This window comes from Flavobacterium ovatum, assembly GCF_040703125.1.
Classification (GTDB): Bacteria; Bacteroidota; Bacteroidia; order Flavobacteriales; family Flavobacteriaceae; genus Flavobacterium; species Flavobacterium ovatum.
In genome coordinates, this window is sequence record NZ_CP160035.1 from 277,998 (window position 1) to 295,234 (window position 17,237).

General features: G+C 36.7%; 13 protein-coding genes. 10 read left to right on the forward strand and 3 right to left on the reverse strand.

Translation table 11 applies throughout. The annotated features are described in order from the left end of the window. Positions 1–17: 17 nt before the first annotated feature. From ABZP37_RS01265 to ABZP37_RS01280, 4 genes are all read left to right on the forward strand, one after another. Entirely contained in the window at positions 18–1,175 is a 1,158-nt protein-coding gene (locus ABZP37_RS01265) for a 5-(carboxyamino)imidazole ribonucleotide synthase (protein ID WP_366184952.1), read from the forward strand. Between the two features lie 56 nt (positions 1,176–1,231). Next, positions 1,232–1,711 carry a 5-(carboxyamino)imidazole ribonucleotide mutase gene (purE, locus tag ABZP37_RS01270; protein WP_366184954.1) on the forward strand — a complete coding sequence of 160 codons (480 nt, stop codon included), beginning with the start codon at positions 1,232–1,234 and terminating at the stop codon, positions 1,709–1,711. Between the two features lie 161 nt (positions 1,712–1,872). After that, a complete protein-coding gene (locus ABZP37_RS01275) occupies positions 1,873–3,900 on the forward strand; it encodes a M3 family metallopeptidase (RefSeq protein WP_366184956.1) in 2,028 nt (675 codons plus the stop codon). Positions 3,901–3,912: 12 nt separating this feature from the next. Beyond that, a complete protein-coding gene (locus ABZP37_RS01280) occupies positions 3,913–5,565 on the forward strand; it encodes a hypothetical protein (RefSeq protein WP_366184957.1) in 1,653 nt (550 codons plus the stop codon). Positions 5,566–5,617: 52 nt separating this feature from the next. Here ABZP37_RS01280 and ABZP37_RS01285 read toward each other — a convergent pair whose 3' ends face one another. Beyond that, positions 5,618–6,733 (reverse strand): ATP-binding protein, encoded by a 1,116-nt coding sequence (locus ABZP37_RS01285; protein WP_366184959.1) that lies wholly within the window; start codon positions 6,731–6,733, stop codon positions 5,618–5,620. A gap of 124 nt (positions 6,734–6,857) precedes the next feature. Beyond that, entirely contained in the window at positions 6,858–7,670 is an 813-nt protein-coding gene (locus tag ABZP37_RS01290) for a hypothetical protein (protein WP_366184961.1), read from the reverse strand. A 134-nt stretch (positions 7,671–7,804) separates the two neighbouring features. Here ABZP37_RS01290 and gcvP point away from each other — a divergent pair, with 134 nt between their 5' ends. The 6 genes from gcvP to ABZP37_RS01320 all read left to right on the forward strand — a co-directional run bounded on the left by gcvP (position 7,805) and on the right by ABZP37_RS01320 (position 15,248). Further along, a complete protein-coding gene (gene gcvP / locus ABZP37_RS01295; protein WP_366184962.1) occupies positions 7,805–10,654 on the forward strand; it encodes an aminomethyl-transferring glycine dehydrogenase in 2,850 nt (949 codons plus the stop codon). Between the two features lie 244 nt (positions 10,655–10,898). Next, positions 10,899–11,957, forward strand: coding sequence for a ketoacyl-ACP synthase III (locus ABZP37_RS01300; RefSeq protein ID WP_366184964.1), 1,059 nt, complete (start codon positions 10,899–10,901; stop codon positions 11,955–11,957). A 250-nt stretch (positions 11,958–12,207) separates the two neighbouring features. Continuing rightward, positions 12,208–12,732 (forward strand): methyltransferase, encoded by a 525-nt coding sequence (locus tag ABZP37_RS01305; RefSeq protein WP_366184966.1) that lies wholly within the window; start codon positions 12,208–12,210, stop codon positions 12,730–12,732. Positions 12,733–12,824: 92 nt separating this feature from the next. Then, a complete protein-coding gene (locus ABZP37_RS01310) occupies positions 12,825–13,673 on the forward strand; it encodes a glycosyltransferase family A protein (RefSeq protein WP_366184968.1) in 849 nt (282 codons plus the stop codon). 67 nt (positions 13,674–13,740) lie between these two features. Further along, positions 13,741–14,490, forward strand: coding sequence for an ABC transporter permease (locus ABZP37_RS01315; RefSeq protein ID WP_366184970.1), 750 nt, complete (start codon positions 13,741–13,743; stop codon positions 14,488–14,490). After that, positions 14,487–15,248 (forward strand): ATP-binding cassette domain-containing protein, encoded by a 762-nt coding sequence (locus tag ABZP37_RS01320; protein WP_366184971.1) that lies wholly within the window; start codon positions 14,487–14,489, stop codon positions 15,246–15,248. Before ABZP37_RS01315 ends, ABZP37_RS01320 begins: the two co-directional genes overlap by 4 nt. A 457-nt stretch (positions 15,249–15,705) precedes the next feature. Here ABZP37_RS01320 and ABZP37_RS01325 read toward each other — a convergent pair whose 3' ends face one another. Further along, complete coding sequence (locus ABZP37_RS01325; protein ID WP_366184973.1) at positions 15,706–16,983, reverse strand: DUF445 domain-containing protein; 1,278 nt, start codon at positions 16,981–16,983, stop codon at positions 15,706–15,708. Positions 16,984–17,237 lie beyond the last annotated feature (254 nt).

Sequence of the window (17,237 nt, forward strand, 5' to 3'; positions counted from 1 at the left end):
AACAATAACTAAAACAAATGAATTATTTTTCTTCTGATTTTAAACTAGGAATTCTAGGCGGCGGACAGCTTGGAAAAATGTTATTATTTGACACTCGTAAGTTTGACATTCAAACCTATGTTCTAGACCCAAGCGAAGATGCACCTAGCAAGGTAGCTTGTAATCAATTCTTTCAAGGGGATTTGATGGATTTTGAAACCGTTTACAATTTTGGAAAAAAAGTTGATGTATTGACTTTCGAAATTGAATTGGTAAACCTTGAAGCGCTAGAAAAACTAGAAGCCGAAGGATTGCCTGTTTACCCTTCGCCAAAAACTTTGCGTTTGATTCAGAACAAAGGAATTCAGAAAGATTTTTATGTTCAAAAAAATATTCCATCAGCGCCTTACACTCGCTTTGCCGATTTGAAAGCCTTGCAACATGCGGTGGAAATGGAAGAAATATTGATTCCTTTTGTATGGAAATGTACCGAATTTGGGTATGACGGAAATGGTGTGAAAGTCATTCGCGCTACCTCGGACTTTGAAAACATGCCGAATGTAGAATGTATTGCCGAAGAAATGATTCCGTTCAAAAACGAATTGGCGGTGATTGTTTGTCGCAATCCATCAGGCGAAATCAAAACGTATCCTGTGGTAGAAATGGAATTTCATCCTGAAGCCAACCAAGTCGAATATGTGATTTGCCCGGCTCGTATTGATGATGCTGTAGCTGAAAAAGCCAGAGCGATTGCCTTGAATGTTTCTGAACAGTTTAACCACGTTGGTTTACTAGCGGTAGAAATGTTCCAAACGGAAGACGATGAAATCCTGATCAACGAAGTAGCTCCTCGCCCACACAACTCTGGACATTACTCAATCGAAGCGAGTTATACTTCGCAATTTGAAAATCATTTGCGTGCGGTACTTGACTTACCACTAGGAAATACCGAAAGCAAGGTAGCCGGAATCATGGTTAACTTAGTTGGTGAAGAAGGTCATTCTGGAAATGTGGTTTATGAAAATATAGAAACAATCTTAGGTTGGAACGGTGTGACGCCACATATTTATGGTAAAAAACAAACCCGTCCCTTTAGAAAAATGGGTCACGTTACGATTGTGAACTCTGATATCAAAGAAGCTAGAAGAATTGCTGAAGATGTGAAGAATACTTTGAGAGTGATTAGTGCTCAGTAAGCAGTTTGCAGTTTTGAAATTATTTAATTAGATATATAATAAAAACATCAAAAAAAATGAAAGTAGCCGTAATCATGGGAAGCATCTCTGACATGCCTGTTATGCAAGATGCCATCGATATATTAAAATCATTCAACATTGAAGTAGAAGTAGATATTGTATCTGCTCACAGAACACCTGAAAAATTATTCGATTTCAGCCAAAACGCTCATACACGTGGGATAGCTGTAATTGTAGCAGGAGCAGGTGGTGCAGCTCATTTACCAGGAATGGTGGCGTCTATGTCTCCGCTACCTGTCATTGGAGTACCTGTAAAATCAAGTAACTCTATTGACGGATGGGATTCTGTTTTGTCTATTTTACAAATGCCAGGTGGAGTTCCAGTTGCAACGGTAGCTTTGAACGGAGCTAAAAACGCTGGAATCTTAGCCGCTCAAATTATTGGTAGCAGTAATAAAGAGGTTCTTGACCGTATTATTGCGTATAAATTAGAATTGAAAGAAGCCGTGATTAAGGCTTCGGCTAGTTTGAAGTAATTAGGCAGAGGTACACAAAGACGCACAGAGTTTCATAATGTCTTTTCATCAGTACTTTACCAAACAAATAAAAATATATAGAAGGCACAAAGTATCTCAAAATTGTTTTGTGAATCTTTGTGCCTTCTTTGAGAATCTTTGCGAAACAAAAAAATAACGACATGAACATTTTAACGAAATACTTCAAAACCAAACACAATACTGCGCCTTTTTCGCAAATCAAAAACGAAGATTACTTACCTGCTATTCAGGAAGGAATTGCTTTAGCAAAAGCTGAAATTGATGCCATTGCAAATAATCCTGAAGCACCAACTTTTGAAAACACCATTGTCGCAATGGATTATTCTGGCGATATTTTGGATAGAGCATCGAGCATTTTCTTCAACTTAAATTCGGCTGAGACGAATGACGAAATGCAAAAAATAGCTCAAGAAGCTTCACCTCTTTTGTCTGATTTTGGAAATGACATCACGCTGAATCCTGTTTTGTTTGCTCGTGTAAAAGCGGTTTACGATTCGAGAGAATCATTAGAACTTACACCAGAGCAAGCCACTTTATTGGACAAAAAATACAAAGGTTTTTCTCGAAATGGTGCTAATTTACCTGAAGATAAAAAAGACCAATTGCGTGCTATTGATAAAGAATTATCGAAATTAAGTTTGCAATTTGGCGAAAATATTTTGGCTGAAACGAATGCTTTCGAAATGCATTTGACAGATGAAAACCACTTAGCAGGTTTACCAGAAGGAACTATCGAAGCCGCTCGTTCTTTGGCGAAAGCCCAAGAAAAAGAAGGTTGGATTTTCACATTAGATCATCCAAGCTACGTACCTTTCATGACCTATGCTGATAATCGGGATTTGCGTAAAAAACTAGCGATTGCTTTTGGAGCAAGAGGTTTTCAAAATAACGAATTCGATAATCAAGAAATCGTTTTGAAGATTGCCAAATTGCGTTTTGACCGTGCTCAATTATTAGGTTACGCTACTCACGCCCATTTTGTTTTGGAAGAAAGAATGGCACAAAGTCCTGAAAAAGTATTGTCGTTCTCGAATGATTTATTAGCAAAAGCAAAACCGGCTGCGCTAAAAGAATTTGAAGAGTTGACGGCTTTCGCCAAAAAGTTAGACGGAATCGAACAATTGGAAAAATGGGACGGTGGCTATTATGCTGAAAAATTAAAACAACAGTTATTCAATTTGGATGACGAAAAGTTGAAACCATATTTCCAGTTAGAAAAAGTGTTAAACGGTGCTTTTACGATAGCTGATAAATTATACGGTTTAACATTTACCGAAATATTTGACATTGACAAATACCATCCTGAGGTAATGACATATGAAGTAACCGACGAGAAAAAAGATTTAGTCGCTATTTTCTACGCTGATTTTTTCCCTCGAAAAGGAAAACGTAACGGTGCTTGGATGACTTCCTTCAAATCACAATATGTAAAAGACGGCGTTAACGAAAGACCTCATGTATCTAACGTTTGTAATTTCACCAAACCAACTGAAACTAAACCATCGTTATTAACATTTAATGAAGTTACTACTTTGTTTCATGAATTTGGACACGGATTACACGGAATGTTAGCCAACACCATTTACCCAAGTTTATCTGGTACATCGGTATTTTGGGATTTTGTAGAATTGCCTAGTCAAGTGATGGAAAACTGGTGTTACGCACCAGAAGCTTTGGCTTTGTTCGCAACGCATTACCAAACAGGCGAAGTGATACCGCAAGAATTTGTAGAAAAAATCAAAGAAAGCGCGAGTTTCCACGAAGGATTGGCTACCATGCGTCAGTTGAGTTTTGGACTTTTAGACATGGGTTGGCACGGACAAGATCCTTCGGGAATTACTTCTATCAAAGCATTCGAAACCCAACAATTTGAATCGACTAGATTATACCCTGAAGTTGCCGAAAATGCTATGAGTACGGCTTTCTCACATATTTTTCAAGGTGGATATTCATCAGGATATTATAGTTATAAATGGGCTGAAGTTTTGGATGCAGATGCTTTTGAATTCTTCCAAGAAAAAGGAATTTTTAATAGAGAAGTTGCTACCAAATTCAAAGACAATGTCCTTTCTAAAGGTGGAACAGAACCACCAATGGAATTGTACAAACGCTTTAGAGGACAAGAACCTAAGCCTGATGCTTTGTTGAAAAGAGCGGGGCTAATTTAAAATGTAATACAAATGACTTTAGCCGCTTTTATAAAAGAAAATCATTCGAAAATAAAAACTGCATCTAAATTACACGTTAGAGATTTAGACCAGTTAAGTGAATTTGAAACAGTTGCGTATGTAGATGATGCTGCAAATAGTTACGATGTTAAAATTGTAATTAATAGCCGAAAAAACATTGTAGACACTATTTGCGACTGTGAAGAAGGCGGCGTTTGCAAACATATTGTTGCACTTGTTTTGCATATTTCTGAAAATAAAACAGAAAAAAAAGTACTTAAAAAACCCAGAGCAAAAAAGCTATCTGACACTGATACCATATTAAATTCTCTAGACAATGAAAACTTACGTTTTTGGATTTCTGAGCTTTTGAATACTAATAAAGAATTGGCGTTTTTGTTTAAAAATCATTTTGGAGCCAAACAAGTGGTATTTGACACTCCGTTTATCAAGGAACTCGTTAAAGAAAGTTTACAATCGGTAATTGGCAAGCGACGAAAAATTGAAACCAATGAAGTTAAAAAATTTATAGATGCTCTCGCTTTATCTAGCAAAGATTTAGTGGAGCATTTATGTTTTCCTCCTATTACGCCTAAAAAATATGAGCTAATATCCTTTTTGATACGAGAACTTCATATAATTGATCAAAATTACTACGTTACTAGCAGTAGAATCAAGCGCTTTAGCGAAGTTATTTTGGAGATTTTAATAAAAAACCTATACACTATAAAGGACATAGAAATCTGGAAACAAAGTGTTCAGTTCTATTTTTCGTTAATCTTTAAAGAAAATCACTTTACACATGAATTAACACAGTGTAAAAAAATATATGATTTTTCGAGTACTAATGCTTTACAACAGAAATTAGTGGTTGAAGAATTAGAAAACAATCTTACTTTAATTAGCGAGAAATCAGAGCTACCCTATTTTAAATTCGGGATCGAAATACAAGAATTCATATTAAAAATTATTATCGAAAACGATATATTCGAAAAATACGCTTCGAAATTTAGACCTCGATTATTTGAAAACGATTTCAATATCAAACTGCTAGACGAGTTGATGAAAATCGGTCACCATGACTCTGTAGAACTGTACTGTGAAGAAATTATAGCTCGTAATTATCAAGAAAAATTCAACATCCCTTATCTTAAATATTTAGTTACCATTTATAAAGCTACCAATGACAATAAAAAGCTAGCCAAATTATATAGTGTTTATGGTAAATTCATATATGACATTGAAGTCTATTTATTCATCAAGGAAAATTTAACGATAGATGAATTCAAAAAATATAGAATGTCTGTTTTTAGCTATGCCCGTAGTAGTTATCAAAGTGGAGATTTGGAAGCATTTAATTTTTATTTTGAGATTAAAAAACTAGACGGTAAAGAGCAAGACTTGCTTGACATGCTGCAAAACAGCGCTAATTTAACATTTGTAAATGAATATAAAAAAATAGCAATTGGTTTAAATGAGTCTAAATTTTTTAAGCTTTTATTCAGATTTGGTTATGAGTACAGAAATAAAACAGAGGATATAGAAAGTATAATAAACTACATTTATAACAATGTAGATAAAACAAAAATACAATTCTATTTAAAACAATTTCCGAGTTATAGTCATTCGAATATGTATCTAAAAATATCTAAATTGGTGAATTAACACTTAGACAACCTCATCCTTGCAAAACCGAAGTAGTGCTGCTCCGGTTTTTTTATTTCACAAACTCCCTAAAATTCTCTTTAGTAACCACCAAATATTCAGGATGATAAGCTTCATCAAATGATTTTGGAAGTTTTACTTTTTTCAATGGAGACCATTTGAACTCAAAAGCACTCACTGCATCGGCATTCGCTTCTATATAATCAATTTCTTGTTGAGCAGTCGTTCTCCAAAAATAAGGACGAGCTAAACTATCGGCATAAGACAACTTTTTCATTCGCTCAGAAACCAAAAAATTCTCCCACAATGCGCCTTTGTCTTGCCGGAACTCTAAGGAATTGAAATTACCAATAAGCATGTTGCGCACTCCATTATCATAAAAATAAATTTTTCGATTGGCTTTGATTTCGTTTCGAATGTTTTTACTAAAACTATTCAATCTAAAAATCACAAAAGCTTTTTCGAGCAAATCAATATAATTACTGACCGTGTTTTTATCTACGCCTACTAATTGTGCAATTTCGTTATAACTCACTTCGCTCCCAACTTGTAACGCCAAAGCTTGCAGGATTTTCTCCAACACTTCCGATTTTCGAATGCCCGCCAAACTCAAAACGTCTTTGTACAAATAACTGGAAACTAAGTTTTTCAAAATTTCATATTCGTTTCCAAAATTGGTGATCACATCTGGATACATTCCGTACAACAAACGCAGTTCTAATTGCTGCTGCGCTTTAATGTAACCCACATTGTTCTCGAATTCATTCCACGAAATCGGGAATAAATGATACTCAAATTTGCGACCAGTAAGCGGTTCTTGGGTAAGGTGATTGATATCAAAAGCAGAAGAACCACTCACAATCACTTGCACATCTTTTATTTGGTCCACAATAATTTTCAATTTCAAACCAATATTTGGAATCCGTTGTGCCTCATCAATAAAAACGTATTTGTAATTCCCGATGATACTTTTTAGGGTTTCGGTATTGGCATTCGCCAAAGTATCGACCACGACAGCATCATCTCCATCTAAAAACAGAAATGGAATTCCCTCTAACAACGCATTGACCAAAGTAGTTTTACCAACTTGCCTTGGTCCAATAAGCAGGATTGCCTTGCCTTTGTTTAATTTTGCTTTTACTCGCTCTGTTAATTCTCTTAAAATCATGACACTATATTTAAAACAAAGGTAGTGTTATAATTCCTATTCACCAATTTTATAGTGTTTTTGGTGAACGTATTCACCAATTTTATAGTAATTTCGGTGAACGTAATCACCAAAATCACATTTTTCACAGAAAAACAACCATTAACCACCAAATAATCGGAACGCTTTCGACCCAAAAAGAAGTGTAATATCTCGAGCGTTTTTCATTGGCGAAGACCAAGAAAAGTGACAAAATAACCACCAATATCAAATTGACAACCAACTGCTTTTCGATAAAATGGGATTTAAAAAATTCTAAGAAATAAAAAGGCAGTAATAATAACAATCCTAATAGTTTGGTGCGCTTCACTCCTATCTGCTGTGGAACGGTTTTTAAATGAGGGTCATCATTTTTTAAGTCTATTATTTCGAAAATTAAAATAAGGTCGAAAACTAAAATAAACCTTTGAATGCATTTTAGGTAAAAATCAAGTCCTAAGCCCTGATGTGCGTCCACCAAAGGCAACAATAAAGTCACCCCTACCCAACACAAAGAGACAATATAAATTTTAACACCTGCCCAATTGCGAGCATTCTTTCGATTCGGAAAAAAAGGTAAAGTATACAACATGGTTAAAATCAAAACACCCACCGCTACCATTTGTGTCACTCGCTCTAACATAAAAAAACTTACCCCAACAGCTACGAAACATAAGAAACTAAATGCTGCAATAACTTTCAATTCCTTGCGCATCTGTCTTTTCTTGGCTCTTGCCAAAGCATCATACTTCACAAAATTATACCCTACTATGGTTCCGAAGAACGCAAAAAACGAAATCGGTTTATCATACGGAATTTCGAACATAAACTGCGTCATTCGTACCAAAGCATAAACCGACAAAGCGACGTGAATGCTGGATTTAATATAGAAATCGAAAAGTGATTGAAGACGAAACATCTAACAAAAATAGGGATTTTACAATACTATTTGTTAAATCATTTTACACATATAAAATGAATCCTAAAAAACCATGATTTAAAAAGTAATTATGTTTATTTTTGCACCACGAAAAAAACATATAATATCTTCGAATGAAAACAGATGCTTTTGCTTTAAGACACATAGGTCCAGAGGAATCCGATGTACAGAAAATGTTAAAAACAATCGGAGTGGACTCCATAGAACAACTCATCTATGAGACACTTCCGGATGATATTCGTCTAAAAGCACCTCTGAAATTAGATCCTGAAATGACGGAATATGAATATTTAAAACATATTACGCTTTTAGGAAATAAAAATAAAATGTTCAAAACCTATATAGGTTTAGGATACAATCAAGCTATCGTTCCAGCTGTTATTCAAAGAAATGTTTTTGAAAACCCAGGATGGTACACGGCCTACACGCCATACCAAGCCGAAATTGCACAAGGTCGTTTGGAGGCAATTTTGAATTTCCAAACCACGGTAATCGAATTGTCGGGAATGGAAATCGCTAACGCTTCGCTTTTGGACGAAAGTACCGCTGCAGCAGAAGCTATGGCATTGTTATTTGACGTTAGATCAAGAGACCAAAAGAAAGCCAATGTTTGTAAATTCTTTGTTTCGGAAGAAATCTTACCTCAAACTTTATCAGTTTTACAAACGCGTTCTACACCGATTGGAGTGGAATTAGTAATAGGAAACCACGAAACTTTCGACTTTTCATCTGACTTTTTTGGAGCAGTGCTTCAATATCCAGGGAAATTTGGACAAGTAAACGATTATACCGAATTTATTGCAACAGCTGCTGCAAACGAAATTAAAGTAGCCGTTGCTGCTGATATTTTGAGTTTGGCAAAACTAACTCCTCCGGGAGAAATGGGCGCTGCGGTCGTTTTTGGAACTACACAACGTTTCGGAATCCCGTTAGGTTACGGTGGTCCTCACGCGGCTTATTTTGCTACAAAAGATGATTACAAACGTTCGATGCCAGGAAGAATCATCGGAGTTACCGTTGACACTGATGGAAATCGTGCACTACGTATGGCGTTACAAACCCGCGAACAACACATAAAGCGTGACAAAGCAACGTCTAATATTTGTACAGCGCAGGTTTTACTATCTGTAATGGCAAGTATGTATGCTGTTTTTCATGGGCCAAGAGGATTAAAATATATTGCCAACAAAGTACATGCTTCAGCAGTGACTTTGACAAATACTTTAGCAAAATTAGGATTTGAGCAAACCAATACAGCTTTCTTTGATACTATTGTTATTAAAGCAGACGCTAAAAAAGTTAGAGAAATCGCCGAGGCAAATGAAGTGAATTTCTTTTACCCAACTGAAGATACGGTTTCTATCTCCTTGAACGAGACTATTGGTTTTGGAGACTTGAACAAAGTTGTTTCTATTTTTGCTGAAGCAAAAGGAGTGGAAACCATCACCGTTAGTAAATTATCTACTACCAATCATTTTCCAGAAAGTTTAATCAGAACTTCATCGTTTTTACAACATGAAGTATTTAATAAATACCATTCGGAAACCGCTTTGATGCGTTACATCAAAATGTTGGAGCGTAAAGATTTATCTTTAAATCACTCCATGATTGCTCTAGGTTCTTGTACGATGAAATTGAATGCTGCTGCCGAAATGTTGCCATTAAGCGCACCAAGCTGGAACAGTATTCACCCGTTTGCTCCTTTGGACCAAGCGCAAGGATACCAAGAAATGTTGAAAAAACTAGAAGAGCAATTGAACGAAATCACTGGTTTTGCAGCAACTACTTTACAACCCAATTCAGGTGCACAAGGAGAATATGCAGGATTAATGGTGATACAAGCATATCATGAGTCTAGAGGTGACAACCACAGAAATATCGCTTTGATTCCATCTTCTGCTCACGGAACCAATCCGGCATCTGCAGCGATGGCAGGAATGAAAGTAGTAGTTACCAAAACACTAGAAAACGGAAATATCGACGTTGAAGATTTACGCGAAAAAGCGATTTTACATAAAGACAATTTATCTTGTGTGATGATTACGTACCCTTCGACTCACGGTGTTTACGAAAGTGCGATTAAAGAAATTACTAAAATTGTTCACGATAACGGAGGACAAGTGTATATGGATGGTGCCAATATGAACGCTCAAGTAGGATTAACAAATCCTGCTACTATTGGTGCTGACGTATGTCACTTGAACTTACATAAAACATTCTCTATTCCTCACGGTGGTGGTGGACCTGGAGTAGGACCTATTTGCGTTGCGCCACAATTAGCACCATTTTTACCAACAAACCCAGTTATCCCTACTGGTGGAGACAGTGCTATTTCTGCTATTTCTGCAGCTCCTTGGGGTTCTGCTTTAGTATGTTTGATTTCTTATGGTTATATCAAAATGCTAGGTGCCGAAGGTGTAAAATCAGCTACAGAACACGCTATTTTGAATGCGAACTATATTAAAGAAAAACTAAGCGGTCACTACGATACTTTATATTCTGGCGAAATGGGTCGTGCGGCTCACGAAATGATATTGGAATGTCGCCCTTTCAAACAAAAAGGAATCGAAGTTACCGATATCGCTAAGCGTTTGATGGATTATGGTTTCCACGCTCCTACAGTTTCTTTCCCAGTAGCCGGTACTTTGATGATTGAACCAACAGAAAGTGAAAACTTAGAAGAACTAGACCGTTTTTGTGAAGCCATGATTTCAATTCGTAAAGAAATCGAAGAAGCTTCTATCGAAGATAAAAATAACGTTTTGAAAAACGCACCTCATACATTAGCAATGCTTACTTCCGAAAATTGGTCTTTGCCATACAGCAGAGAAAAAGCAGCTTTCCCGCTACCCTATATTGCCGACAACAAATTCTGGCCGTCTGTACGTCGTGCCGATGATGCTTTTGGAGATAGAAATTTAGTATGTAGCTGTGCTCCTATTGAAGCGTATATGGAAAGTTAATATCCAAACAATACTCAAAAAACGTCTCGATTACTCGGGACGTTTTTATTTGCTGTTTTTTTTTCGAAAATACAATCCTGATTAACTCGTTTCAATTTTGTTACTAAAACAACGAAAACACAAACAATTGCACAACAAAACAAGGTTTCAAAGTGGTAAGAATTTTAAATTTACAATTATGCATCCATAGTAATTTGTTCTTCATATAATCCTTACATTGCCTTAATTATTTCACAACACACCCATGACCATAAAAATAACAGGCTCAGGAAGTTACATTCCTGATAACAAAATATACAATACCGATTTCTCCGAGCATAAATTCTTAAACGAAGATGGAAGTCCGTTTAAATACCCTAATGATGTTATTATTCATAAGTTCAAAGGGATTACAGGAATTGAACAAAGACGCTATGCCGAAGACCAATACAACTCATCGGATTTAGCTTTTTTCGCAGCTCAAAAAGCAATTGCAAACGCAAACATCGACCCAGAAACAATTGACTATATCATTTTTGCTCACAACTTTGGCGATGTTAAAAAAGGGGCACTTCAGTCTGATATGTTGCCTAGTTTAGCGACTCGTGTCAAAAATAAATTGCAAATCAAAAACCCAAAATGCGTGGCTTACGACTTGCTTTTTGGATGCCCAGGATGGATTGAAGGCGTATTGCAAGCCAATGCCTTTATCAAATCAGGCATGGCTAAACGTTGTTTAGTTATTGGCTCAGAGACTCTTTCGAGAGTAGTTGACGACCACGACCGTGACTCCATGATTTATTCTGATGGTGCTGGAGCAACGATTATCGAAGCTTCAGAGGATGAAACTGGATTATTGGCCTACGAAAGCGCTACTTACGCCATTGATGAGGCAGGTTACTTATTTTTCGGGAAATCATATAATACCAATTTGGATCCAGACACCCGTTACATCAAAATGCACGGACGTAAAATCTACGAATTTGCACTCAGCAATGTTCCTACTGCCATGAAAAGCTGTCTAGATAAAAGTGGTGTTGCCATTACCGATGTCAAAAAAATCTTGATACACCAAGCCAACGAAAAAATGGACGAAGCCATAGTAGCTCGTTTCTTCAAACTATACGACCTACCCACGCCAGAGAATATCATGCCAATGTGCATTCAGGAGTTAGGAAATAGCAGTGTTGCCACAGTACCAACACTTTTCGATTTATTAGTCAACGGTCAAATCGAAGGCCATGAAATCAGCAAAGGCGATGTGGTGATTTTTGCCTCAGTTGGCGCAGGAATGAACATTAATGCGTTTGTTTACAGATATTAAAAAGATAAAAATTAACCGCAAATTGCACAAATTTCCACAAATTACTCTGTGAAAATTTGTGCAATTTGTGGTTATAAATTTTCAGGAGCTAATTAAGTCCCGACACTTTGCCCCTATCTAGGCTAAAAAAGCAACACAAAACACATTTATCACTATATTTGCACCACAATTTCCAATTCAAAATTGGAAGCAACGGAAATCAAACCACTAATTTAATGAACGATAAATCAGTTCGTTCTTGGCAATAACTATGTACGAAAAAACATTTCCCAACAAGCGATTCAAACACACTCTAGAATTTTTACAAAAACACGTTTCAACTTCCGAAACTATTTTTGATTTAGGAGTTCCCAATCCCTTTTCCAAAATCATGGTCGAGAATGGCTACACCGTCAAAAACACAACTGGAGAAGATATTGACAAAGACCAAACCGCTTTACAAACGGAACAATATACAGTCTTTACCGCTTTCGAAATATTCGAACATTTACTAAATCCATTTACAATTTTAGAAAATGTAAAATGTGATAAATTGTTAATTTCAATTCCGTTGCGACTTTGGTTTTCATCAGCCTACAGAAGCAAAATAGACATGTGGGACAGACATTACCACGAATTTGAAGACTGGCAATTGGACTGGTTACTCGAAAAAACAGGTTGGAAAATCACCGCAAGAGAAAAATTCACACATCCGGTCAAAAAAATAGGTTTCAGACCTCTTTTGCGTTACTTCACACCAAGATACTATATGGTTTACGCTGAAAAAGCAAAATAGATTAACGAATTTCGACTAACTATTTTTGATTTTTGATTTTAGTGCGACATCAGCATTCTAGAATCATTAATCTAAAATCTAAAATTTTTTAAATGAACTACTACCTAGTCATTCCCACTCATAACGAAGAAGCATTCATTTCCTTAACCTTAGATTCTTTGGTAGGGCAAACCGTTCCTCCAACAAAAGTGATTGTGGTCAATGACAACTCTACTGATGGAACTGAGGAAATCGTGAAATCATACGCCGCAAAATATCCTTATATCACTTTGGTCAACAAAAAATCTTCGGCTGTACACATGCCAGGAAGTAAGGTGATTCAAGCGTTTCACGAAGGCGAAAAACACATCGATGACAAATACGACATTCTAGTAAAAATTGATGCCGATTTAATTTTTCCGCTTAATTATTTCGAAACTATCATCAATCATTTCAAGTCCGATGACCGCATCGGAATGGCAGGTGGATTTTGCTATATCGACAAAAACGGCGAATTTGTTTTAGAAAATCTAACCGATAAAGACCATATTCGTGGCGCCTTAAAAGCGTACCGAAAAGAAACCTACAAACAAATTGGCGGCCTAAAACCAGCCATGGGTTGGGATACCGTAGACGAATTACTTTGTAAATTCTACAACTGGAAAGTCGTGACCGACCAATCGCTAAAAGTAAAACACCTCAAACCAACAGGTGCAAATTATAACAAAACAGCACGCTACAAACAAGGCGAAGCTTTTTACACCTTAGGATACGGTTTTTTGATTACTGCAATTGCATCGGCAAAACTGGCAATGATGAAAAAAAAACCATTGCTTTTCATTGATTACATCACCGGATTCATGAAAGCCAAAGTAGCCAAAACACCTTTATTAGTTACGGCAGAACAAGCCAAATTCATTCGTAAGTACCGCCTACAAAAAATGAAAGAGAAGCTTTTCTAGGAAAAAGGCATAACTCATAACTTATAACTCCTAACTATTTTTGTAATTTAGCCCATATTCACATATTATGATGCTCATTCGATACATATCACAAATAGGGAAATACTTCCTAATGATAAAGGAAATTTTCAGCAAGCAAACCAAATGGTCGGTAATGCGAAACCTTATCTTTAAAGAAATTGACGACTTAATCATTGATTCACTTGGAATTGTGGCCTTCATTTCCTTTTTCGTAGGTGGAGTTGTTGCTATTCAAACGGCTTTAAACTTAACCAATCCCTTAATTCCAAAATACCTAATCGGATTTGCTACACGTCAATCGATCATTCTAGAGTTTGCGCCTACTTTTATCTCTGTAATTATGGCGGGAAAAATGGGATCGTTCATCACTTCTAGTATTGGAACGATGCGCGTAACCGAACAAATTGATGCATTAGAAGTTATGGGTGTCAACTCACTAAACTACTTGGTTTTTCCAAAAATAATTGCCCTACTTTTATATCCTTTCTTAATCGGCATTGCCATGTTCCTCGGAATCCTAGGTGGATGGATTGCTGGTGTTTATGGAGGTTTCACCTCGGCCGACGACTTTATTACTGGCGCGCAAATGGATTTTATTCCGTTTCACGTAACCTATGCCTTTATCAAGACACTCATATTTGCCCTTTTATTGGCAACCATACCCTCCTTTCACGGCTACTATATGAAAGGTGGCGCACTGGAAGTAGGTAAAGCAAGTACCGTATCTTTTGTATGGACATCCGTTAGCATTATCTTATTCAATTATATTCTAACGCAATTATTACTGAGCGCATGATAGAAATAAAAAACATAGAGAAATCGTTTGGCGAGAACAAAATCCTAAAAGGTATTTCCACCGTTTTTGAAACAGGAAAAACCAACCTTATCATTGGGCAAAGTGGTTCTGGAAAGACCGTTTTACTGAAAAGTCTTTTGGGAATTCACACGCCAGAAGCTGGACAGATCATCTTCGATGGCAGAGTATATTCCGATTTAGAAGAAGTCGAAAAACGAGAATTACGTACCGAAATCGGAATGGTTTTTCAAGGCAGTGCTTTGTTTGATTCGATGACCGTATGCGAAAACGTAGCTTTCCCGTTAAAAATGTTCACCAACGACGACAAAGAAAAGATTGCCGATAGAGTTGAATTTGTTCTCAAAAGAGTTAACCTTATTGATGCTCACAAAAAATTACCTTCGGAGATTTCTGGCGGAATGCAGAAACGTGTTGCCATCGCCCGTGCGATTGTCAACCATCCCAAATACCTTTTTTGCGACGAACCCAACTCTGGATTGGACCCAAACACTTCCATCCTTATTGATAACCTCATCAAGGAAATCACCGAAGAATACAACATCACCACCGTGGTCAACACCCACGATATGAACTCGGTTATGGAAATTGGCGACAACATCCTTTTCCTAAAAAACGGACTTAAAGAATGGCAAGGTAACAAAGACGAAATTTTCTATACCGATAACGAAGCCGTAACCGCATTTGTGTATTCGTCCAACTTATTCAAAAAAGTTCGCGAAGCGCATTTGAAGAAATAAAATTAGGAGCAGGAAATCAGATTTCATAATTACGATTCCTCCCGCTATTCACTATAATCTTTTGTTCCGGAAGGCCGTCACAAAAGGATTTTCGTTTCTATCGGGGCTAAAAAACAACTTATTATTTCCATAACAAAAAAAGCACTGTACGTTTTATGCGACTGTGCTTTTTTTGTATTTATAAAAGTAATATCTCATTACTTCAAATGGTCAAAACTGTTGCTTTAAAATAATATATTTTGAACAAAGCTCCCCTAACAGGTTCATAACTTAGTCCTAATCTTCTACTATAATGTAATACCACTTTGTCCGTCTGAGCTTGTCGAAGACTTTTCTCAAAGGGAAGCTTTTTTGGATTGCACTTCGACAAGCTCAGTGTGACAGATTTAGTATGAAATTAATGTTTTACTATTAATTTAACCTAATGAGTAAACTACCTACAAAAAAAAACTCTACCTTACTCCAAAGCCAATTTAACAACAGCAATTAGAATACCAACCAAACCACCAACAACGGCGCCATTGAGTCGAATATACTGCAAATCATTACCCACTTTGTCCTCAATTTGATCGACTAATTCCTTATTGTCTAATTTAACGAGACTGTCACGAACCATATTCCCTATTTCACCGTGAAACTCGGTAATCAAGTTCGAAATCGTATCTTTTATCCAACGGTTGACATTTGCTTGTGTTTCTGGATTTTGTTCTAAGTCGGATAATATAGCATTCAGCTTGGAAATCACAAATTGCATCAGCGGCGTTTCATCATTCTCCAATTGTTCGGTAAGTGTTTGTTTGAAATTCACCAATAGCTTCTGAATCATTTTTTCGGAATCGGCGTTTTCAGTAAAACCATTGATAAAATTATCCACCAATTTTTTGCTTTCTTCGTCTCCCGTAGCCAATTTGTGTGCAAAATCCAGTATCCAGTTGTCAAATTTATTTCGAATAGGATGCTCAGGATTGGATTGCGCTTCTATAATAAAGTCCTGCGCCTTTGCAAGCAAATCATCGGCTATGACATCCAAATCTATTCCGCCACTAGTTTTTGCTAGAAATAGTGTGAATTTTTTAAGCATGCTTTTGTCGCCATATTCCGTAGCGGCAAATTGTAACTTATCGAGTAACATTTCCTTGGTCTCTGGATTTTCAATCGCTTTTGAGCCAGCCTGAATCATCAAGTCCCAAATCTGGTTGTGGTCGCCGTTTTTAATCGATTTCTCCAACCATTCTCCCATAGTAGCAGCCAAATCCAATTGACCAATTTGCTTCGTAAAAATCGTCTTTAAATTCGCCGCCAATTTTGGACTATCTAAATCATCCGCAAGTATCAAAACTATTTTTTGAACGACTTCAATAGACTTCTTTTGATTGTCTGGCTTTTTCAGAAACTGAACTATCTTTTCGACTAAATTAATTTCGCTCAACTTGCCCGAAATCACTTCTGGCGAAAGCCATTTATTTGTCACCAAATCAACAATTCCCTCCGTTAGTTTCTCTCGATTTTTAGCGATGATATTAGTATGCTTCCGCACAATCGGAATTGGAATCTCCCGAAACAAAGCACTGACCGCAAACCAATCAGCAAAGCCACCAATAGTTGCCGCCTCAAAACCTGCTATAACGATTTTCCAACCTGGATGGACTAGGAAATCCATGCGGACAAGCAGTTCGAACAGCACTAAGCCTGAGAAAGCGATTATAAGTGATATGGAGCCTAGGTTGTTTTTCATAAGTTGTTTGCTTTTAAAAAGCATTGCTTTATTTCACTAAAATACAAATTTCTGCAAGCTCTAGATTCGAACAAAGGTGAATTAATTTTGAATAGAATATTTTAAATCTTATTCTCCGCATTTTATTTGACAAAGTGATTTTACGATGAAAGCAAATAGAAAACTAAATTACCTCCCTAGCCCCGGTTAAGGCGGTATCCTCGTAACGGAGTGGAGAGATATAGCCGAAGACGGGAACCCAACTCTCCTGAAAA